The following is a 17,771-nucleotide window of genomic DNA, read 5'->3' as shown; positions in this document are numbered from 1 at the left end:
GGTCATCGCACTCGGCCACAAACCACTGAGGGACAAAGCGATGATGGGTTATGGCGCTGGAATGGGGTTTGGCATGATTTGGATGTTGCTGATTGCAGTGTTGATCGTTTTGGCGATCGTAGCGCTGGTCAAATACATCGCTAAGTGAACTCGGAATCCGTCACTCCCGTATTGGGGTGGCGAGCTATGTCATAGGAGGAACGAAAGCTGGAAGGCCTGCACAGCAATAGCCGTTTGGTTTTCATCGCGGTTTTGATCGCGTTGCTGATCGCCACCATCTGGTTGTGGCTGTCTGGCGCGTTGGATGCAGGACTATCGCGCGAAATCATTGCTGCGTGGGTGGGGTGGGCCGGCCCGTTCGGACCCGCTGTCATCATCGGCTTCATGACAGCCGCAGTGGTTGCCAGCCCAATTCCCAGCGCTCCGATCGCTGTCGCTGCCGGGGTGGCATATGGGCATGGGCTGGGAACCGCATTGGTTGCCATCGGGGCGGAGTTGGGGGCGCTGCTGGCGTTCCTGATAGCCCGTTGGTTGGGGCACGACGCGCTGCGCCGGTGGTTCGGCGACAAGCTGGACTTGGGGTTGCTTGGATCGCAGAATGCCCTGATGTTGACCGTGTTCACCAGCCGCCTGATGCCTTTCGTTTCTTTCGACATGGTCAGCTATGCCGCCGGTCTGACCCGGCTTCAGTTCTGGCGGTTCGCACTGGCCACCTTGGCTGGACTCCTGCCGGCCAGTTTCGTTCTGGCCCATCTGGGCAGCCAGATTACCGAAACCGCGACAGGCGGCACCAGCATTGCGGTTATCGGGCTTGGGCTGTTGACGGGGGCGCCGCTTATCTGGTTGGCTTGGAAACGTAAAACGCCACATGGCCTATCAGAAAACGATTTGAGCCAGATCAATGCGACCCGCCCAAGCGGTCCTAAACTGTTGGAGAATGGAGGAAACCCTAAGTGATCCGCGCACAATGGATATCAACTGCGACACGGCCGGCCCGAGCCATGGGCCGACTGCAGGTCCTGTTGATCTGTGCGTTGGTGGTTTCGATGCTGATCTCTGTTGTGCCGTCCCATGCCGGGCATGACATCGCGAAGGCCGCCACCCAGGCCGAGCTTGTGATCGATGACAGCGGTGGGTATCCCGCGTCTCATCCATCAGAAGAATTAGACTGCTCAGTGCACCCGGGCTGCTATGCGATGGCAGTTATGGCGGCACCTGAATTGCTCTCGATGCGTATTGCTACGCCCGTGGCGCCAGAACGGTTCCGACCACGCGCAAGCCTGCCGGTCGCACCACTACCACATCCGCCAAACCTGTCCTGAACGTGACCGGCAATGGCCCCGGATTCGCACCGGGGTCTTGCCCAAGCCGTTGATTGCGGCCCAACTCAGTTCAGGACACTTACCATGCTTACCATTCTGTACTTTTTCGTCACGGGCGCGGTGCTATTCGCACTGTTGCGCCTGGCCTGTGGCCCCTGCGTGATGGGGATACAAGAACATCAGCCGGGTGTTCCGGTGATAACCCTTGGCTGGGCGCTAAGCCTGTTTCTGGCCGCAACCTACCTGCTGTGCGTGGCGTTTGACCTGATCTTTCCAAGTTTTGCCATGTACCGGGCTTGGATCGGCCTGATGCCCGGAATGACCTGGCTCAGCCTGCCCTCATTCCTGTTGGGACTGTTATGGGCGTTTCTCTACGGCTGGTACGCCGCGTTGCTGCTCGGCGGACTGTTCAATGTCTTTGCGGCTCGCACAAAACTCAACTGATTGAAAGGACAAAGCCATGAAGGCCATCGCTCTGACCCTGCTTTTGACACCCTTCCTGATGGTCGTCATCTACCGGATTTTTCTGCACGTGCCCGCCATGGTGCGCGTTTCAGTTGACGAAAGGAAACCTAAATGACCCTGCTCAATCTGGCCGCAGGCCTGTCCGTAGTAGCTTTGACCGCGCCTTCGCTTACGCTTGCGGCAACCGTGTTCATTCCCGAAGGCAGCGCGGACTCGGTTTTGGTGATCGAGTCCGAAACCGGCAAGACCGTCGAGCGGCTGCCGAGGCTCGTGGCGGTCCATGGGCTGGCCGGCGCGCCCGGCGTTAAGTACCTGGTCGCGGGCAGCTACGCAGAAACCGAGACTACAACGCCACCAAAACCCGAAGGTATGTCCGAGGACGAACACGCCGCGCACCACGCCAAGCGCGATGTCACCGTGTTGCCCAAAGACAAGGGGCGGAGCCTGCTGACGATCCTTGATGCAGAAACACGCGAGGTCGTCCGCCAGATCGAGGTTCCAGGCGCGGTGCATCACACCGCGGTGTCGCCCGACGGGCGGTTTGCGGTGGGGACTCATCCGGGTGGTGACGGTATTTCGATTATCGACCTCGAAACGCTCAGTTTCCGAGGCTTCGTTGCCACCGGGCCAATGCCCAACTACGCGGTTTTTTCGCCTGACAGCAACAAGGTCTATGTCACCAACACCGGCAATGGCACGCTCAGCGAAGTAGAAGTCGCCAAGGGCTTTGTCGCACGCAACATCCGCGTTGGCGAAGGCCCTGAGCATCTGGTGCTGAACGCCATCGGCAGCGCCGCCTTCGTCGCCGACAGCGATGGCGGCAAGGCTTTTCGCGTGGATCTTGCCGGCGGTTCCGTCATCGACATATATGACATTGGTGGCGAGCTGCACGGGATCGGCCTGTCCGACCGGGAAGGCGTTTTGTTCGTGGCCGCTAAGGGCACCGACCGGCTGTTGTCGATCGATCTCGCAACGGGAAAACAGCGCGCGACCAACCTGTCACCGGCACCTTACCACCTGACGACAATACCGAATTCGGGCAAAGTGATGGTATCGAGCCGGACCGAACCGAAGGTTTGGATCGTCGATCAGGTTAGCTTGACGGCTGTATCAGAAGTGCCGGTACTGGGTGAGGGCCACCAGATGGTTGTTCTACCCTGAAGGACTGTGCCGGACCTTTGCGAAAACAAACGGCTCTACAACCAACGCTCAAACCAGGGATCAGAACATGACAGAAGTCCACGACACCGGAACCCACGCAAACATTGCGGCCGAGGTCGCCTATGTCTGCCCAATGCATCCTGACGTGCGTCAATCTGAGCCGGGCGACTGCCCCAAATGCGGAATGCACCTTGTACCCCAGGGCGCCGTCGACACACATGCGCATCATAGTGACGCATTCACCGAAACTGACGGCGGTGAATATGACGTCGTTCCCGCAGGCTATGACGGAGCAGTTTATACCTGCCCGATGCATCCACAGGTGCGGCAAACCAAACCTGGGTCTTGCCCACACTGCGGCATGGGGCTGGAGCTGGAAAGCGCGACGATGGTCGACGAGGGGCCGAACCCCGAACTGGTGGATTTCACCCGTCGCCTTTGGGTGGGCGCGGTTCTGACGCTGCCGCTCTTGGTTTTCACGATGGGCCCCTATGTGGGGCTGTCAGGCGTGCGAGAAATTTTTGGTGAACGCACGACCCTATGGATCGAACTGGTACTTGGCACACCCGTCGTCCTGTGGTGCGGCTGGCCATTTCTGGAACGGGGGTGGAATTCGTTCCGCACTATGAACCTGAACATGTTCTCGTTGATTGCCATGGGGGTGACGGCAGCGTGGCTGTTCAGCGTTGTAGCCGTATTGATGCCCCAAATTTTTCCAGACGGTTTTCGCGATTCAGCAGGCCATGTAGGGGTCTATTTCGAGGCAGCCGCAGTTATCGTTACACTTGTTCTGCTCGGGCAGGTGATGGAGCTGCGTGCACGTGAAGGCACCGGAAAGGCGATCCGTGCTTTGCTGGATATGGCTGCAAAGACGGCCCGAATTATCCGACCTGACAGAACTGAAGAGGAAATCCCGCTTGAAGAGGTTCAGGTTGGCGACCGACTTCGGGTACGCCCCGGCGACAAAGTGCCAGTAGACGGCGTTGTGCTCGAAGGTCGCTCATCTGTTGACGAAAGCATGATCTCTGGCGAGCCGGTTCCGGTCGAGAAGGTACAGGGCGAGCCGGTTACGGGGGCTACGATCAATGGCACCGGTAGCCTTGTGATCGAGGCAACCCGTGTGGGTGCTGACACGATGCTGTCGCAGATCGTTGAGATGGTGGCCAACGCGCAGCGCTCTCGCGCGCCGATTCAGAAATACGCTGACAAAGTGGCGGGCTGGTTCGTGCCGGCGGTCATCGGCATAGCTGCGTTGGCTTTTATCGCGTGGGCGATCTGGGGACCAGCCCCAGCTCTGTCTTACGCTCTGATTGCAGCGGTGTCAGTATTGATCATCGCATGCCCGTGCGCACTTGGCCTTGCCACTCCGATGTCGATCATGACGGCTACCGGGCGCGGGGCTCAGGCCGGCGTTCTGATCAAAAATGCCGAGGCTCTGGAGAGGTTCGAGAAGATCGAAACCTTAATCGTAGACAAAACCGGCACCCTCACCATGGGAAAGCCGCGCCTTGTCGCCGTGCTTCCCGAACCCGGCCATGACGAGGCAGAGGTTCTGCGGCTGGCCGCTACGCTGGAAAAGGGATCGGAGCACCCGTTGGCCGAAGCGATCGTCACCGGTGCCGAGGAACGTGGCGTGGTCTTGTCCGACGCCAGCGATTTCGAGGCGGTGACCGGCAAGGGCGTAAAAGGCACGGTGGGTGGTCGCCCGGTCGCGCTTGGCAACTTGAAACTGGTCACCGATCTTGGGCTCGAGGCAGCCGATCTGATAGCCAAGGCCGACGCGCGCCGTGATCAGGGTGAAACGGTGATGTTCGTGATGCTGGACGGAGCGGTGGCCGGTCTGGTCAGCGTCGCCGACCCGGTCAAGGAAACCACACCTGCCGCACTGAAGGCGCTGCACGAACTGGGGTTCCGCATCATCATGGCGACCGGCGACAACGAACGCACAGCGAAGGCGGTAGCCGAACGACTGGGTATTGACGAGATTCGTGCCGACGTTCTGCCTGAGGACAAGGCCCGCATCATCCGCGAGTTGCAGGAGAAAGGCGGTAAGGTCGCCATGGCCGGTGATGGTGTGAACGACGCGCCGGCGCTGGCACAAGCCGATGTAGGCATCGCTATGGGTACCGGCGCGGACGTGGCGATCGAAAGCGCAGGCTTCACGCTGGTCAACGGCAGCCTCGATGGCATCGTGCGTGCCCGCAGGCTGGCGCGCGCCACCATGCGCAATATTCGCCAGAACCTTTTCTTTGCCCTGATCTATAACGCCTCGGGCGTTCCGGTAGCGGCAGGCCTGCTGTTCCCACTCTTCGGCATCCTGATTAGTCCTATGTTCGCTGCTTTCGCCATGAGCGCATCGTCGATCTCGGTGGTACTCAATGCGCTACGCCTGCGGGGGGCGAAGATTTGAGTACGCATCAGAATATGACGCACGGGGGCGGGGGCGGCCTGAAGTCGGGCTCGATCTCGCTGACAGGCGCGGTGGCCATGGGCACGGGCGTGATGATCGGCGCCGGAATCTTCGCGCTGACGGGTCAGATCGCCGGGTTAGCGGGGCCGTGGTTTCCACTGTCCTTCGTATTTGGAGCGATTGTGACGGCCTTCAGCGCCTATACCTACATCGCCATGTCCAACGCCTGGCCGTCCTCGGGCGGAATCGCGATGATCCTGACAAAGGCCTACGGGCCGGGAGCAGTGGCGGCGGCGGCTTCGCTGATGATGGCGTTGTCGATGGTGATCAACGAAAGCCTCGTGGCACGCACCTTCGCCACCTATGCGCTCAGGCCTTTCGATATCGAGGACGGGCCGTTGGTGCCTGTGGTCGCGGTGGCGCTGATTGTCTTTGCCTATGCGGTCAACCGGTCCGGGAACCGCTCGGTGGGTTTGTGGTCCATCGTCATGTCGGCGCTCAAGATCGGCGGGATCGCGATCTTTGGCGTTGCCGCGCTGTGGGCCGCGGGCGGGGACTGGCAGGCGCAGGGTTCTGCGTCCACCCGACCGCTGGGGTTCATTGCGTCAGTGGCCCTGTCGATCCTTGCATTCAAGGGCTTCACCACAATCACCAACAGCGGCGCCGAGATCGTCGATCCACATCGCAACGTCGGGCGCACCATCATGATTTCGATTGCGATCTGCGCAGTAGTCTATCTGTTGGTGGCCTTCGCTGTGGGTACAAGCCTGCCACCGGACCAGATTCGTGCCGCACAGGACTATGCCCTGGCCGAGGTCGCCCGACCGGTGCTGGGGCAGGGTGGGTTTTACTTGACTGTTGCGTTGGCAATGGTCGCCACCGCCTCAGGGCTGATTGCCAGTGTGTTCGCTGTGTCGCGGATGCTAGCAATGCTGACCGACATGAAGATGATCCCACACAGCCATTTCGGCATGACGGGCAGTATCCAGTCGCACACGCTGATCTACACGGTTGTCATCGCCGGGTTGCTGGCGGTGCTGTTCGACCTGTCGCGCATCGCCTCGCTGGGGGCGTTCTTTTACCTGGTGATGGACATGGCAGTGCATTGGGGTGTTTGGCGCCGGCTGCGCGGTCAGATCAGCGCTCGGGGCTGGGTCTTGCTGACCGCCCTGGCGCTGGATGCCGTGGTCTTGATCGCATTCACAGCACTCAAACTGCGCTCGGACCCGATGATCGTGGTCTATGCCGTTGCTGGCATCGTTCTGGTCTTCGCTTACGAGCGCACATTTCTCAAACACTGGATCATCAATAAGGAGGCAAATCTGCCATGACCCATTCAAACGCCGAAAAAACCCATCTCCAGCGTGACAAAGTTGAACAGAGCACCCCGCAACACTCGTCCGAAGTGGTAGAAAAAGAATCACAACCGAGCGGGCACGCCAAACGTAATTGGCTTCCAGTCGCCGCGGCGTTAGCCTTCGGCGCCGCTGTGCTGGGCTGGGAATACCGCGATGTAATCTATCCGCTGCTCAGTTCCCCGTTGCTGTTCCTACTGGCCTGCGTGGGCATCCACTTCTTCATGCATCGCGGCCACGGCAAGCACTGAGAACGATGACCGCACAACCCGCGATCCGCTTTTATGCAGTGTTGGGAACAGCAATTTTGCTAACTACGTTGGCAGAGCTGTTCTATTTGGTTGTCTGGGGCATGATGTTGTTTCCACAGGGCAGCCTTGCCGGCAAAACCGTGTGGACTTTGACTTGCGGGCTGGCCATGGGCGCGGTGATCGGCGTCGCAACGCTGGTTTGGGTGGAGTTCCGGTACTGGGGTAACGCCGCGCTGTGGCGGGCAGTGCTGGTCGTCGCGGTAGTCGGTAGCTATTGCGCCGTTCTGTGCAGCCGGATTGACGCCCGGTTTGGATATTTTGGCGGGCAAGAGAACACCGGCCTTTTCATTGCTTCAGGCGTTTTTCCCGCGTTTGTTGGCGGCATCCTTTATGGCTGGCTGCTGTACGGACCAAATGCCGCGTGGGCAGTATCAGAACGGCCTGATTGAGAAGAACCGTTAGGAAAACCATGGAGGACCCATGATCGCCACAAACTGATGGAAATAGGGCAACATGCTCAATCCCTCGGACCAAGCCGTTGCAATATGACGGCGAGGTACGGACAGGTTGGAGGAACGTTATGTCTGATATCTCAGAAAGAAGAAAACCCCCAAGAGACGAATCTCGGCGTGACTTTTTGTATTATGCCACAACAAGTGCAGTGGTCGTTGCCACTGGCGCGGCTATCTGGCCTTTGATCAACAGCATGAACCCAAGCGCCGATGTGTCAGCTCAGGCTGTAGTTGATGTCGATCTGGAAGGGGTAGGGCCGGGAACACGAATAACGGTGAAATGGAAGGGCAAGCCAGTCTTCATTGACCATCGGACCACAGAACGTATCGAATTGGCCCAGGAAGACGATACAGTGCCGATGATTGATCCAGAACCGGACGCGGCCCGCGTCCAACGTCCGGAATGGCTTGTGGTGGTCGGTGTCTGTACCCATCTGGGCTGCATACCGCTGGGGCAGGGCGGCAGCGAACCTGTTGGAGACTGGGACGGTTGGTTCTGCCCTTGCCACGGCTCGCATTACGACACGTCGGGCCGCATTCGCAAAGGCCCAGCACCGCGCAACCTCGACGTACCGCCATATGAGTTTACCTCGGATACGCGGATCAAGATCGGCTGAATACTGTTTGTATGGCTTCCGTAGAAGGACCCGGTCATCTCGTCAGAAGCATCTTTGTTTGTTCCGGGTTTCTCGTTCATTTGCGCGCTTTATTTTCTTCGATGAATCAGAGGTAAGCCATTGGTCAAACCGCTAAGCCTGTCCGATAAGAGTGTTGTCACATCGAAATCCGCCCAACAAAGATATTCTGATGTTTGGAATTCCAGTTACCCGAGTGGTGGCATTCCATGTGTCAAATAACTCGAGATAGTGATCTCGGCGTTGCAAGGCGGAACAATGGTGTTCGGGTACAAAGAAGCAATTCCGTGTGATCAGCTGACAAGCCTTTCGCGACCGTTGTCGTAGTTAAGACTGGCATCGCCTTCTGTGCCTGACAACTGAACATGGCAATCCTGGAGCAAGCAATCGTCGGAGGACAGTAGCTGCAAGGAGGAAAATTTTGCGCGTGGCGCGCAAGCCGACAGTGCAAGCGTAGTCGAAGGTTCTGCGGCCGCCGACCGGGCGCGCAGATACTCCATAGTCGGAGATTGCCGTCGGCTTTCGCGTGCAATTTTGCCCAGGCTTCGATTGCATTCGGGTGCTTGGGTATTTTCGTGGTCGAATGACGGGAAATTCCCATAACCTTATGCATGAAGTTGAGGGCCACGAATGGGTTCTTCGGTACGGGCAGACTGCGTGACTTAGAGAGCCCGCCAACGGCCCGACCAACCAGAAAATAAAAACGATCTGCAAGACCACAATGATGCGACAGGCCATCATCACCAATTCTATAGCGTTACCAGCGGTTCCTTTTACGCAATCCTCCTGTGGGCCTGATTGATGATTATCTGACATGCTCCAACAGTCCTAGATCACAAACTCACCCGGCCTTGCCAAGCAGGAAGGTCAGGTCGCTCCTTTCGCAAGATCGTGAGAACAAAATGGTGAAATATTCGGCTTTTTTTTGCCGAACCTAGGTCTAGTTCGTCGACTCAAACTAAACAGGTTTGCCTTCTTCCAATGGCTCTCAAGAAGTTGAATCTATATTATAAATTTTTCGGAGTTCCGCTCTTGAATTGCAAATCATACCCAGCTACTTGACCAGTAGTCAAAAGGACAAGGAACTATAAAATAATGCGCCAACAGGCGGGAAAACTGTGGATTTCAATGCTGTTGGCAATTGCGCTGACTGCATCCTCGTTTCTTGCCCCTATGGCGGTTGCTGCTGATATCCGTTCGGACAGTTTCGTTGCAGAACAGCTTGAAACATCCGCCTTAAGTGCAACTCTCAGTTCTGCTCGGTGCCACCAGGCAATAGGCTGTGAGAACTCGGTTGCCTTTCAGTTTTGGTATGACCGTGCCATTTCTGAAACCGTGATAAAGCTTTCAGTTCCTCTGACCGAACCTAACAAAAGGTTGGCCGGTCCCGAGACTCGTGTCCCGCCTCCCAAAGCTTGAACTCAAGCTCCTGACTCCACTGCCTTGTCAGTCGTATCTTTCATAGACATTTCGTTGTCTTCTCTTAGCCTTGAAAGGGTTGCAGGAGAAGTTTGGGAATGCGTCGAAGCAGTTTCGTGAACGATCCTGATATCTTCACGTTTCTGTGCGCAGTGACTGCTCGCAGTGGATTTCGTCAATACCAATAATCTTTACAAGGACTGACAATGTCATCCATTAAATCCTTGCGCGCGGCTCTGACCGGCGCGACCCTTGCGTTGTGCTCTGTAACCACAGCCCAGGCTGGCACATACAATATCACTGTAGACAAAATCCGGATCGACACCGAAGATTTTGGAAAGAAAGGCGTCGGCTACAATAGCACACAGACGCCCACTATACTTCGCTTCAAGGAAGGCGAGGACGTCACTATTAATGTAACCAATAACCTGCGGGAAAGCACCTCGATCCATTGGCATGGGCTAATACTTCCATTTGATCAGGATGGTGTCCCCAAGATCAGTTTTGATGGCATCAAACCTGGCGAAACATTCCCATACAATTTCCCAATCAAACAGGCCGGAACCTATTGGTTTCATAGTCATTCCGGGTTTCAAGAACCAGACGGGGCTTATGGAGCTATCGTGATTGAGCCAAAGGGAGGCGAAAGTATCCGCACTGACCGCGACTATGTTGTTCAGTTGACTGATACCCATCCGCATCAAGGTAAGCGGATCATGCGCAACCTGAAAATGTCGGCAGACTACTACAATCGTTCTCAACGCACCGCACAGGATCTCATCAAAGACACGGGTGACGTAGGTCTGAGGGCTGCACTGGAAGACCGCAAGATGTGGGGTCGGATGCGCATGATGCCAACGGATGTCGAAGATGTTCAAGGTTTTACTCCCACAATCAATGGGGAAAGCACTGCTCAGAACTGGACGGGCTTGTTCAATCCTGGTGAGAAGGTGCGGTTGCGGCTAATCAACTCCTCTGCAATGACCTATTTCGACTTGCGGATTCCAGGCCTGAAAATGACTGTAATACAGGCTGACGGCAATGACGTAGAGCCGGTCACGGTGGATGAGCTCCGCATTTCCGTCGCCGAAACCTATGATGTGATCGTCCAGCCCAAGGAAAACCGCGCATACAGCATTGTGGCCGAGTCTATGGGCCGGACAGCATTGGTCCGAGGCACTTTGAGCCCGCGTGAGGGAATGGCAGGGCCAGTTCCAACTCTTCGCAGTAAACCACGTCTGACCATGGCGGATATGAGCGGTGTTATGAGCGGAGCGGGCGTGGAAGAACCTGTCATGGAGAACGCGACCTCCTCGATGATGGATATGAGCGGAATGGACCATAGCAAAATGGGCCACAACCTCGCTTCAACCACGAAAGCTGCAGACCCCTTCTACGCATCAGGTAGTGGATTGATTCCTGTGGCGGCGAACGGCGGAAAATTCCTGAGCTATGGTGACCTTCAGGCGCGCAAACCGCGTTATAGGGATCGGTCGGCAACACGCGAAATTGAAGTGCGTCTGACTGGTAACATGGAGCGATACATCTGGTCGATCAACGGAGAGAAACTTTCCGAGGCCGAGCCCATCAAGCTGCAGTACGGGGAGCGGGTCCGGTTCAAGTTTGTCAATGAAACTATGATGTCGCACCCAATGCACCTGCATGGCATGTGGTCAATTCTTGATGCCGGAAAGGGCGAGTACGATCCGATCAAACACACTGTCAATATTGCACCGGGAACTACCGTCTATACCGAAACCGAAGTGGACGTAACTGGCCAATGGGCATTCCATTGTCATCTTTCCTACCATGCCGATGCGGGCATGTTCCGCAAAATAGTCATTCAAGGTGGCCCCGCCTGACCTCCTGACAGCAAAAAAACAGAGTAAAGAATCATGAAAAACTTAATCGCCCCAACATTTGCGGCAGCCGGGCTTTCGTTTGGCTGGGCCGCTGACACAAGCGCAGAGACCTATACTTACGGGTTTCAGGCGGAGCAATTGGAGTACAGATCTAATGATAAAGGAGAGGATACTATTCAGTGGGATTTCGACGCTTTCGTTGGAACTGATGAGTCAAGGTTCGTCTGGCGCAGCGAAGCGGAGGTTCAAGAGCGCTCAGGTAAATTCGAGACCCTTGAAAACCAACTACGGTTGCAGATGCCCATTTCGAGTTTTTTTGACGCTGTGGTGGGAGTTTATGCAAATACGCCCAGCGATCTTCCAGAGCGGTACAATGCAGTTCTCGGTATCAAAGGACTGGCGCCACAATGGTTCGAAATTGATGCTGATCTCTATCTTTCGGAGAATTCGTTCTTTCGTTTCGAAGGCGAATACGAAAGTGCTCTGACAAACCGGTTGTATTTGATCCCTAATCTTGAGCTAACTGTCCCGCTGCAGGATGATCTTGAATACAATCAAAGAGCAGGTGGAGTTACCGTCGAAGCGGGTCTTCGGCTCAGCTACGATCTCATTGATCGTGCTGTGTCACCTTATGTCGGGGTCAACTACGAAAAATCTTATGGCGGCACTGCGGATCTGATCAGGGCTAACGGCGAAGAGAATGGAATCTTTGCTATCGTGGCTGGTGCAAGGCTCGTGTTCTGACGTCAGAATTTCAGGCCGGTTCTGGCCAACCTGCCAAACCCAAGCTTTCTTTAACACTGAATCTGAAAAGGAACATGTTTCCTTTTCAGATTGATGGAGAAGACATGAAAAAGTTAATTTTCACCACGGCGTTGCTTGTACTGACCGGAACTTCTGTAGTCGCCTCTCCTTTTGGCCTCGGTACCGGCAACATCGGCGAAAGCAAAAAAACGATAGTTGGAATACCCGGCGACCGCCGCGATGTTGACCAAACCGTCAAAGTCTCGATGAAAGAGACAGATGAAGGTGATATGATTTTCACACCCTCACTACTGGAGATAAAAAAGGGTGAGACTATCAAATTCGAGGTGATGAATTACGGTGAAGTTGACCATGAATTCATCTTGGATACGCCTGAGCTAAACAGCATACACAAAGAGATTATGGCGGCCCGCACAGAAACTCACAGAACTCCAAATTCAATTACGTTATCGCCCGGTGAACAAGGTGAGGTTATCTGGAATTTTACCAATAGCGGTGATTTCGAGTACGCTTGTTTGATCCCTGGGCATTACGATTCTGGTATGTTTGGCAGTATCACAGTGCAGTAACTCTTGCTGGTATAGTTAACCGCAATGTTCCCATGCAACGGCGCCGATGTGTGCGGCAATCCCTAGATGGTTGCCGCATACCAAACTCAAAAACTGATTTTGTATGCCGACTGATCAATTACTCCCCGAGTATCACAATTTTGCTCACAAAGCCGCTGCATGGCTGAGTTTCAGCTATGACGAAGCCGCACCTGCCTGGCTTCATCCAGCACTACATTTGGTATTGGTGTTGGTTCCAATATTTCTAGCAGTGTCGACTACATTTCTAGCCCTACGCGCTCTTTATATTCGTTTGAAACCACTAGCGCCGAACCGAGATGTGAGGCCTCTGCATGAAGCCGCAGGTCTTCACCACAATTTGGTCTCACAAATTATTCAAACCACGCGCGACAGGCAAGTTTGCCTTATTTTGCTCAGCCTTTCGTTAATGCCGCTGCTATTTTTGTCTTTGGAGTTGCCCAAGCAAATCGTGAACAATGGGCTGGATAACTCGCAAGATATAGTAATCTTTGCGGGGTACAGCCTTACGCAGATACAATTACTGGTTGTGTTAAGTGTTGCATATTTTCTCACTATCACATTGAATGGGTTGGGAAAATACAAACTAAACGTGTTGAAAGGGCGTGTAGCTGAACGGTGCCTTAGGAGGCTCCGACTATTTATCTATCGCGGATGGAGAAATCAGAAACACCTAGCGCGAAAAAGTGAACTACCTCAGGTGCTCGGACAGGAAATCGAGCCGATAGGTGGAATGGCTGCAGATTTGATTACTCTACCTGTAATGCAAGGCGGATCGTTGGCCACGATCCTGACCTTCATGTTCATGCAGGATCTGATCCTAGGATTCGCTGCAGTAACTGTATTGCCAGTACAACTGTTTTTGCTGCCGTACATTCAACGAATCGTGAACCGGCTTGTCCACGTACGAATTCAAGAGATGCGAATTCTCAGCCGCTGCTTGGCTCGTCAGTTTGATCCAGCTCACGATCACCCCCGCGATGTCCTGCAAACTGCTGCCTCGCTCCGTCGGCTTGAAGAAATCAGGTGGCGTATTCACAGAGTGAAGTTCCTTGCCAAGGCACTAAATAACTTCCTTACAGCCTTGACGCCATTCGTGTTTTATACACTTGGCGGATACTTCGTCATACAGGAGAGGATCACGCTTGGCGCCCTGATTGCCGTACTGGCAGCTTACAAAGATTTTTCAGCACCCCTCAAGGAGCTGTTCAGGTTTTATCAGCAGTTTGAAGACACGCGAATTCGCTACAAGGCAGTCTATCAGTTTCTTGATGAGCACCCATCACGTGCGTAATACCACTGTCACATAGTCAGTTCTCGTCAAGCGAATTGCCAGCGTTGAATAAAACGTCACATTCTAAGATGCGAAAAAGCCGAACGGACGAGACAAACAAAAGCTCCGCTTTGGCGGCTTATATTGATTGCTTATATTCCTTGGCGTGGACGATCCCGTTACTGAAGTCTGGAGCCTAAGGTTAACTGTAACCTAAGGTTGCAAGCGGACAGATCGGCTAAGCATCTTAGCATCTTATCGTGAGCTTTCGAGAATGCCCAAAAAAACGTGGTCGTTCCAGTCCTTTCAAAGACATGCGACACACGTTTGTTAACCGACAGTGAACTGAGCCATCATCCCAGAGTCTTCATGCTCCAATATATGGCAATGCGCCATATATGGCGTCTGCGTCCCAGCTGAATGAGGGAAGTGTACGAGGATTTCGGCTGAACCTCCGTCGGATATGGCAACAGTATCTTTCCAACCCGAGAGATGAGCCGGTGGAGCCGTACCATCAATGGTCAACAGACGAAATTGGCAACCGTGGATGTGAACCGGATGCATCATTGCGTCACTGTTTTCATTGATCCGCCAGCGTAGCAAAGTGTTCTGTTCGGCTTCGAAGGGTTTGGCATCCAGTGTAAATGAAGACCCGTTGACACCATTCGCCGTCGATTGATCAACTTCCGAAAGCACAGGTTCTTTTTCAATTAGGTCCGTCAGCTTCTGTAAGTCGGTTTTGCTTGCGGATCCCTTAGTTACGCCCATTAGTCCGGCGTCCATCAGAGCTTTCATTCCCTGCTGGTCTAGATTCATATTCATTGTCAACGTCTGACTAGTCGGTGGAGGTATGGACGGCAACGCGGGCATTGCGGCCAATGTATCAGGCAGGACACCATTGCCTATAGGTCCACTGGGATCAATCGAGACCATGGGCAACGCCAAATCGAAGGGCGGCAATCGCATGATAGGTTGCTCAACTGGCAGGGTCACAAGATCGAATGCCTTACCGTTGCGCGCGTCCAATATCACCTCGTATCGCTCGCCAGCATGTATAACAAGTTCCGTCAATTGCACCGGTTGTGCCAACAACCCTCCATCCGATCCAATCACAAACAACGCGCGATTGTCGGACGCTGCCAACCGATAGCTGCGCGCGTTGGATCCGTTAAGGATACGCAGGCGCAGCCATCCCTTAGCCGTTTTTGCGATCGGGTATTCTGCGCCGTTAACAAGTGCGACATCGCCGACATAGCCTACTGTCACCGCAGCGAGGTTGAATCGGTGAAAGAAATCGCCATCGGACTTGAACCGTCGATCTTGCAATATCAGAGGAATGTCATCTATGCCCCAAGTGGAAGGCAATCCAAGTCTAGTGCTTTCATCATCGTCAACTAACAATAATCCCGCCAAGCCCTTGATGACCAGTTCGGCAGTGGCGGGATAGATATGCGGATGGAACCAAAGCGTCGCCGCGGGCTGATCAATCGACAGTGGCGCCTGCCAGCTCTCTCCAGGCGCGATTATCTGATGCGGTCCACCGTCGACCTGGCCAGGAATAATCAGGCCATGCCAATGAATGGTCGTGGGCTCGGGCAGGGCGTTCCTTACATGCATGACAACTTGATCACCGCGCTTTACCCGTACGGCTGGCCCAAGAAAGCTGCCATTGATCCCATACGTAGAAGTATGGGGTCGGTCGCCAAATGTCATCGAGCCTGTCTGCGCGGTTAAGTGGATTGCCCCATCAGCATTGGCAAACAGTTGGCGTGGGATCGACAGCGCTGGTCTCGCACCTTGTGCGGCCGCTTGGTTTACCGACGGCATCAGCGCACTTGCGCCTAGAGCAGTTAGGCCGCCGAGGATCTGTCTTCGATTTGATTGTGTTCGCATCTCCGCCAACCTTTAGAGTCGCCATTTTCGCAATTCGGTGGAGTGCCTACCTGAGGTTCACCAAGCCTTGAACTGATCCAGGCTGTTTCATATCTAGGACGCAACCTTAGTCAGCGTAAGGGCTCTACTCGTACCCCCGCCACTGTCTATTCTCGTAGCTTTTACCTCCTGCGTCTAGCCCGCTGAAAACCAGCTAGCTTAGTATCCACGCCCTGGACTAGACCCTCCGACTTCCATCACTCCTATCCCGCCGTTTGCCTTTGGTGCACCCTGGGGTTCTAGATCTTTATCGCGTTGGTTCTACTGGTCATTGCCTGCCCCTGCGCGCGGTCCCATCATGGGGCGACGAAAAGGACCCTTTTTGCAGCACTGAACTTCATTCGCGCAACCCACTGATTTTCAGTGTACATGACTGACGCAAAACCCTATGCAAAATACATTCGCGAAAACTGGCAAATTTGCAACCAAGTAGAAATGTCACTGGTTGTGCAAAGTAGAAATGTCCCAGTTGCCGCGGAACGGGAGTGCAGCCTGACAGGGTGGAGACCTCAAACATCGGAGCCCTGGTTGGCTGCACGCTTCTCTTTCGCTGTTTTCGCAAGCCTTGAGTTCCAGCCATCTCAATTGCCGCCAACCGGTCTATGCCGGAGCTGGTGCCGCGTATCACTAGTGACCTGCCACATCCAAGAGCAGGTGGTTGGTCCTTACTTCCGAACTTGAGCGGTCGAAGAAGCTTTGTTCCAAACCCGCTAAACTTACTCATAGGTTCTTAACCCAAATTTTTCGATCTGCATCTTCACCAAATGCGCCAGCTATGGCCTCGATGGAAATAAGAAACCGCTCTGACAAGCTCGCCGCTTCGACCGGTACAAAGCTCGCAAGATCCCGAACCTGTCGACCCCGATCAAAGGAGATGATCTCATAGTTATTACGGGTCCAGTACACTATCCCGCCAAGTAGTACACGTTGATCCCGATCGACGACTTCTAATACCGGATTTGCGAAGAAGTCGGTCCACAGTAGTGTTCCAACACTCACAGCGCGTCCGACAGCCTGCTCAATCGTATTGCTCCTGAACTTGGTCATAATAGAGTCCGTAAGAATGTTGACCAGGCCGGAGGAAAAGCCAATTTGGCGGGCGATGCTCTGCGGAGACAAACCAGCCGCCAACATTCTAAGGACATCTCGTTCATCCCCAGACAAAGACTCCGCGGGGAAATCGAGGGTAATGTCGATTACATCCAGTGCCAAGAGGTGCAGAAGCTGGGCCTCGTGTCGCAATTCGGGGAGGAGCTTCTGAACCTTTGATTGCCAGCGCGTGGCGGGTAGGTTGGAGGTGACAGTGAAAAGGCCAAGATTACCGAACGGGCCGATTGTGGGAATTGATATCCCCTGGCAACCGACGCCGAAGCGTTTTGCAGCCTCAAACATTGGAGCATACTCGGGTTGTGCGGAATATGCTGACCACTCCAACGGCGCAACAGTGTTCGCCCCATATCGAATGAGTGGATCAGCCAATATCAGATTGTTGTCCGTGTAGTAATTCACCCAATCTGTAGGGAAGGTTGTGCACCCATGAACGATTTGGAGAGACGTGTCGATGTGTGCATAAGACGCATTTGTCAGCACATATCTGTCGCAGATTTCTTGCAACCTGGCTTCGCCGGTCTGCTGCAAATCTAGGGTGCTCTGCCCAATATCTGTAAGTTGCATGTGTGTTGTCCTCGGGCGTTTGTTTGCGTTTTAGGTCTTCAACTATCGGTTGTTGAGAACACGAGAAGTCTATTTGCCGCGCTATCACTAAGGTTGATTGCCACAGCTGCTTGACAATGCCACGAAACGGAACGAGATCATACGAGAA

Annotated in this window: 15 protein-coding genes; 13 read left to right on the top strand and 2 right to left on the bottom strand. The window is 54.5% G+C overall.

From position 1 onward, the window contains the following. The first annotated feature begins 234 nt into the window (after positions 1 to 234). From AC2FFA_RS18645 to AC2FFA_RS18585, 13 genes are all read left to right on the top strand, one after another. On the top strand, positions 235 to 957 hold the full coding sequence (locus AC2FFA_RS18645) for a TVP38/TMEM64 family protein (RefSeq protein WP_496852728.1): 723 nt from the start codon (positions 235 to 237) through the stop codon (positions 955 to 957). After that, positions 954 to 1,322: a hypothetical protein gene (locus tag AC2FFA_RS18640; protein ID WP_159090200.1), complete on the top strand. Its 369-nt coding sequence runs from the start codon at positions 954 to 956 to the stop codon at positions 1,320 to 1,322. Before AC2FFA_RS18645 ends, AC2FFA_RS18640 begins: the two co-directional genes overlap by 4 nt. Positions 1,323 to 1,406: 84 nt before the next feature. Further along, positions 1,407 to 1,766, top strand: a complete 360-nt coding sequence (locus AC2FFA_RS18635; protein WP_496852727.1) for a DUF5676 family membrane protein — start codon at positions 1,407 to 1,409, stop codon at positions 1,764 to 1,766. Between the two features lie 132 nt (positions 1,767 to 1,898). Beyond that, entirely contained in the window at positions 1,899 to 2,948 is a 1,050-nt protein-coding gene (locus AC2FFA_RS18630; RefSeq protein WP_496852726.1) for a YncE family protein, read from the top strand. Between the two features lie 133 nt (positions 2,949 to 3,081). Further along, positions 3,082 to 5,358 carry a copper-transporting P-type ATPase gene (locus AC2FFA_RS18625; RefSeq protein WP_496852777.1) on the top strand — a complete coding sequence of 759 codons (2,277 nt, stop codon included), beginning with the start codon at positions 3,082 to 3,084 and terminating at the stop codon, positions 5,356 to 5,358. A 14-nt stretch (positions 5,359 to 5,372) separates the two neighbouring features. Next, positions 5,373 to 6,689, top strand: a complete 1,317-nt coding sequence (locus AC2FFA_RS18620) for an APC family permease (RefSeq protein ID WP_496852775.1) — start codon at positions 5,373 to 5,375, stop codon at positions 6,687 to 6,689. Continuing rightward, positions 6,686 to 6,964, top strand: a complete 279-nt coding sequence (locus AC2FFA_RS18615; RefSeq protein WP_496852725.1) for a DUF2933 domain-containing protein — start codon at positions 6,686 to 6,688, stop codon at positions 6,962 to 6,964. The genes AC2FFA_RS18620 and AC2FFA_RS18615 overlap by 4 nt, the downstream gene beginning before the upstream one ends. A gap of 5 nt (positions 6,965 to 6,969) precedes the next feature. Further along, positions 6,970 to 7,413, top strand: a complete 444-nt coding sequence (locus tag AC2FFA_RS18610; protein WP_108862296.1) for a hypothetical protein — start codon at positions 6,970 to 6,972, stop codon at positions 7,411 to 7,413. A 131-nt stretch (positions 7,414 to 7,544) separates the two neighbouring features. Further along, entirely contained in the window at positions 7,545 to 8,093 is a 549-nt protein-coding gene (gene petA / locus AC2FFA_RS18605) for a ubiquinol-cytochrome c reductase iron-sulfur subunit (protein WP_108862295.1), read from the top strand. A 1,637-nt stretch (positions 8,094 to 9,730) separates the two neighbouring features. Next, positions 9,731 to 11,392: a multicopper oxidase domain-containing protein gene (locus tag AC2FFA_RS18600; protein WP_496852774.1), complete on the top strand. Its 1,662-nt coding sequence runs from the start codon at positions 9,731 to 9,733 to the stop codon at positions 11,390 to 11,392. Between the two features lie 33 nt (positions 11,393 to 11,425). Next, positions 11,426 to 12,136: a copper resistance protein B gene (locus tag AC2FFA_RS18595; protein WP_496852724.1), complete on the top strand. Its 711-nt coding sequence runs from the start codon at positions 11,426 to 11,428 to the stop codon at positions 12,134 to 12,136. A gap of 104 nt (positions 12,137 to 12,240) precedes the next feature. Then, positions 12,241 to 12,726 carry a cupredoxin domain-containing protein gene (locus AC2FFA_RS18590; RefSeq protein ID WP_496852723.1) on the top strand — a complete coding sequence of 162 codons (486 nt, stop codon included), beginning with the start codon at positions 12,241 to 12,243 and terminating at the stop codon, positions 12,724 to 12,726. Between the two features lie 103 nt (positions 12,727 to 12,829). After that, on the top strand, positions 12,830 to 14,038 hold the full coding sequence (locus AC2FFA_RS18585) for an ABC transporter ATP-binding protein (protein WP_496852722.1): 1,209 nt from the start codon (positions 12,830 to 12,832) through the stop codon (positions 14,036 to 14,038). Positions 14,039 to 14,347: 309 nt separating this feature from the next. Here the strand turns inward: AC2FFA_RS18585 and cueO are convergent, their stop codons facing one another. Both cueO and AC2FFA_RS18575 read right to left on the bottom strand, forming a co-directional pair. Beyond that, the gene (gene cueO, locus AC2FFA_RS18580) at positions 14,348 to 15,910 is read right to left on the bottom strand and encodes a multicopper oxidase CueO (RefSeq protein ID WP_496852721.1); all 1,563 of its coding nucleotides are present in this window, start codon (positions 15,908 to 15,910) and stop codon (positions 14,348 to 14,350) included. Positions 15,911 to 16,669: 759 nt separating this feature from the next. Next, positions 16,670 to 17,623 (bottom strand): helix-turn-helix transcriptional regulator, encoded by a 954-nt coding sequence (locus AC2FFA_RS18575; protein ID WP_496852720.1) that lies wholly within the window; start codon positions 17,621 to 17,623, stop codon positions 16,670 to 16,672. Positions 17,624 to 17,771: the final 148 nt, after the last annotated feature.

Source organism: Ruegeria sp. YTSB088 (assembly GCF_059609825.1).
The sequence above is the reverse complement of the archived record's forward strand: the minus strand, read 5'-3'. Positions and strand labels throughout refer to the sequence as shown.

Excerpts from the sequence above, each read along its gene's own strand:
- AC2FFA_RS18590 (WP_496852723.1), top strand. The coding sequence starts at position 12,241 with ATGAAAAAGTTAATTTTCACCACGGCGTTGCTTGTACTGACCGGAACT.
- AC2FFA_RS18630 (WP_496852726.1), top strand. The coding sequence starts at position 1,899 with ATGACCCTGCTCAATCTGGCCGCAGGCCTGTCCGTAGTAGCTTTGACC.
- petA (WP_108862295.1), top strand. The coding sequence starts at position 7,545 with ATGTCTGATATCTCAGAAAGAAGAAAACCCCCAAGAGACGAATCTCGG.
- AC2FFA_RS18615 (WP_496852725.1), top strand. The coding sequence starts at position 6,686 with ATGACCCATTCAAACGCCGAAAAAACCCATCTCCAGCGTGACAAAGTT.
- cueO (WP_496852721.1), bottom strand. The coding sequence starts at position 15,910 with ATGCGAACACAATCAAATCGAAGACAGATCCTCGGCGGCCTAACTGCT.
- AC2FFA_RS18585 (WP_496852722.1), top strand. The coding sequence starts at position 12,830 with ATGCCGACTGATCAATTACTCCCCGAGTATCACAATTTTGCTCACAAA.
- AC2FFA_RS18620 (WP_496852775.1), top strand. The coding sequence starts at position 5,373 with ATGACGCACGGGGGCGGGGGCGGCCTGAAGTCGGGCTCGATCTCGCTG.
- AC2FFA_RS18625 (WP_496852777.1), top strand. The coding sequence starts at position 3,082 with ATGCATCCTGACGTGCGTCAATCTGAGCCGGGCGACTGCCCCAAATGC.
- AC2FFA_RS18610 (WP_108862296.1), top strand. The coding sequence starts at position 6,970 with ATGACCGCACAACCCGCGATCCGCTTTTATGCAGTGTTGGGAACAGCA.
- AC2FFA_RS18595 (WP_496852724.1), top strand. The coding sequence starts at position 11,426 with ATGAAAAACTTAATCGCCCCAACATTTGCGGCAGCCGGGCTTTCGTTT.
- AC2FFA_RS18575 (WP_496852720.1), bottom strand. The coding sequence starts at position 17,623 with ATGCAACTTACAGATATTGGGCAGAGCACCCTAGATTTGCAGCAGACC.
- AC2FFA_RS18635 (WP_496852727.1), top strand. The coding sequence starts at position 1,407 with ATGCTTACCATTCTGTACTTTTTCGTCACGGGCGCGGTGCTATTCGCA.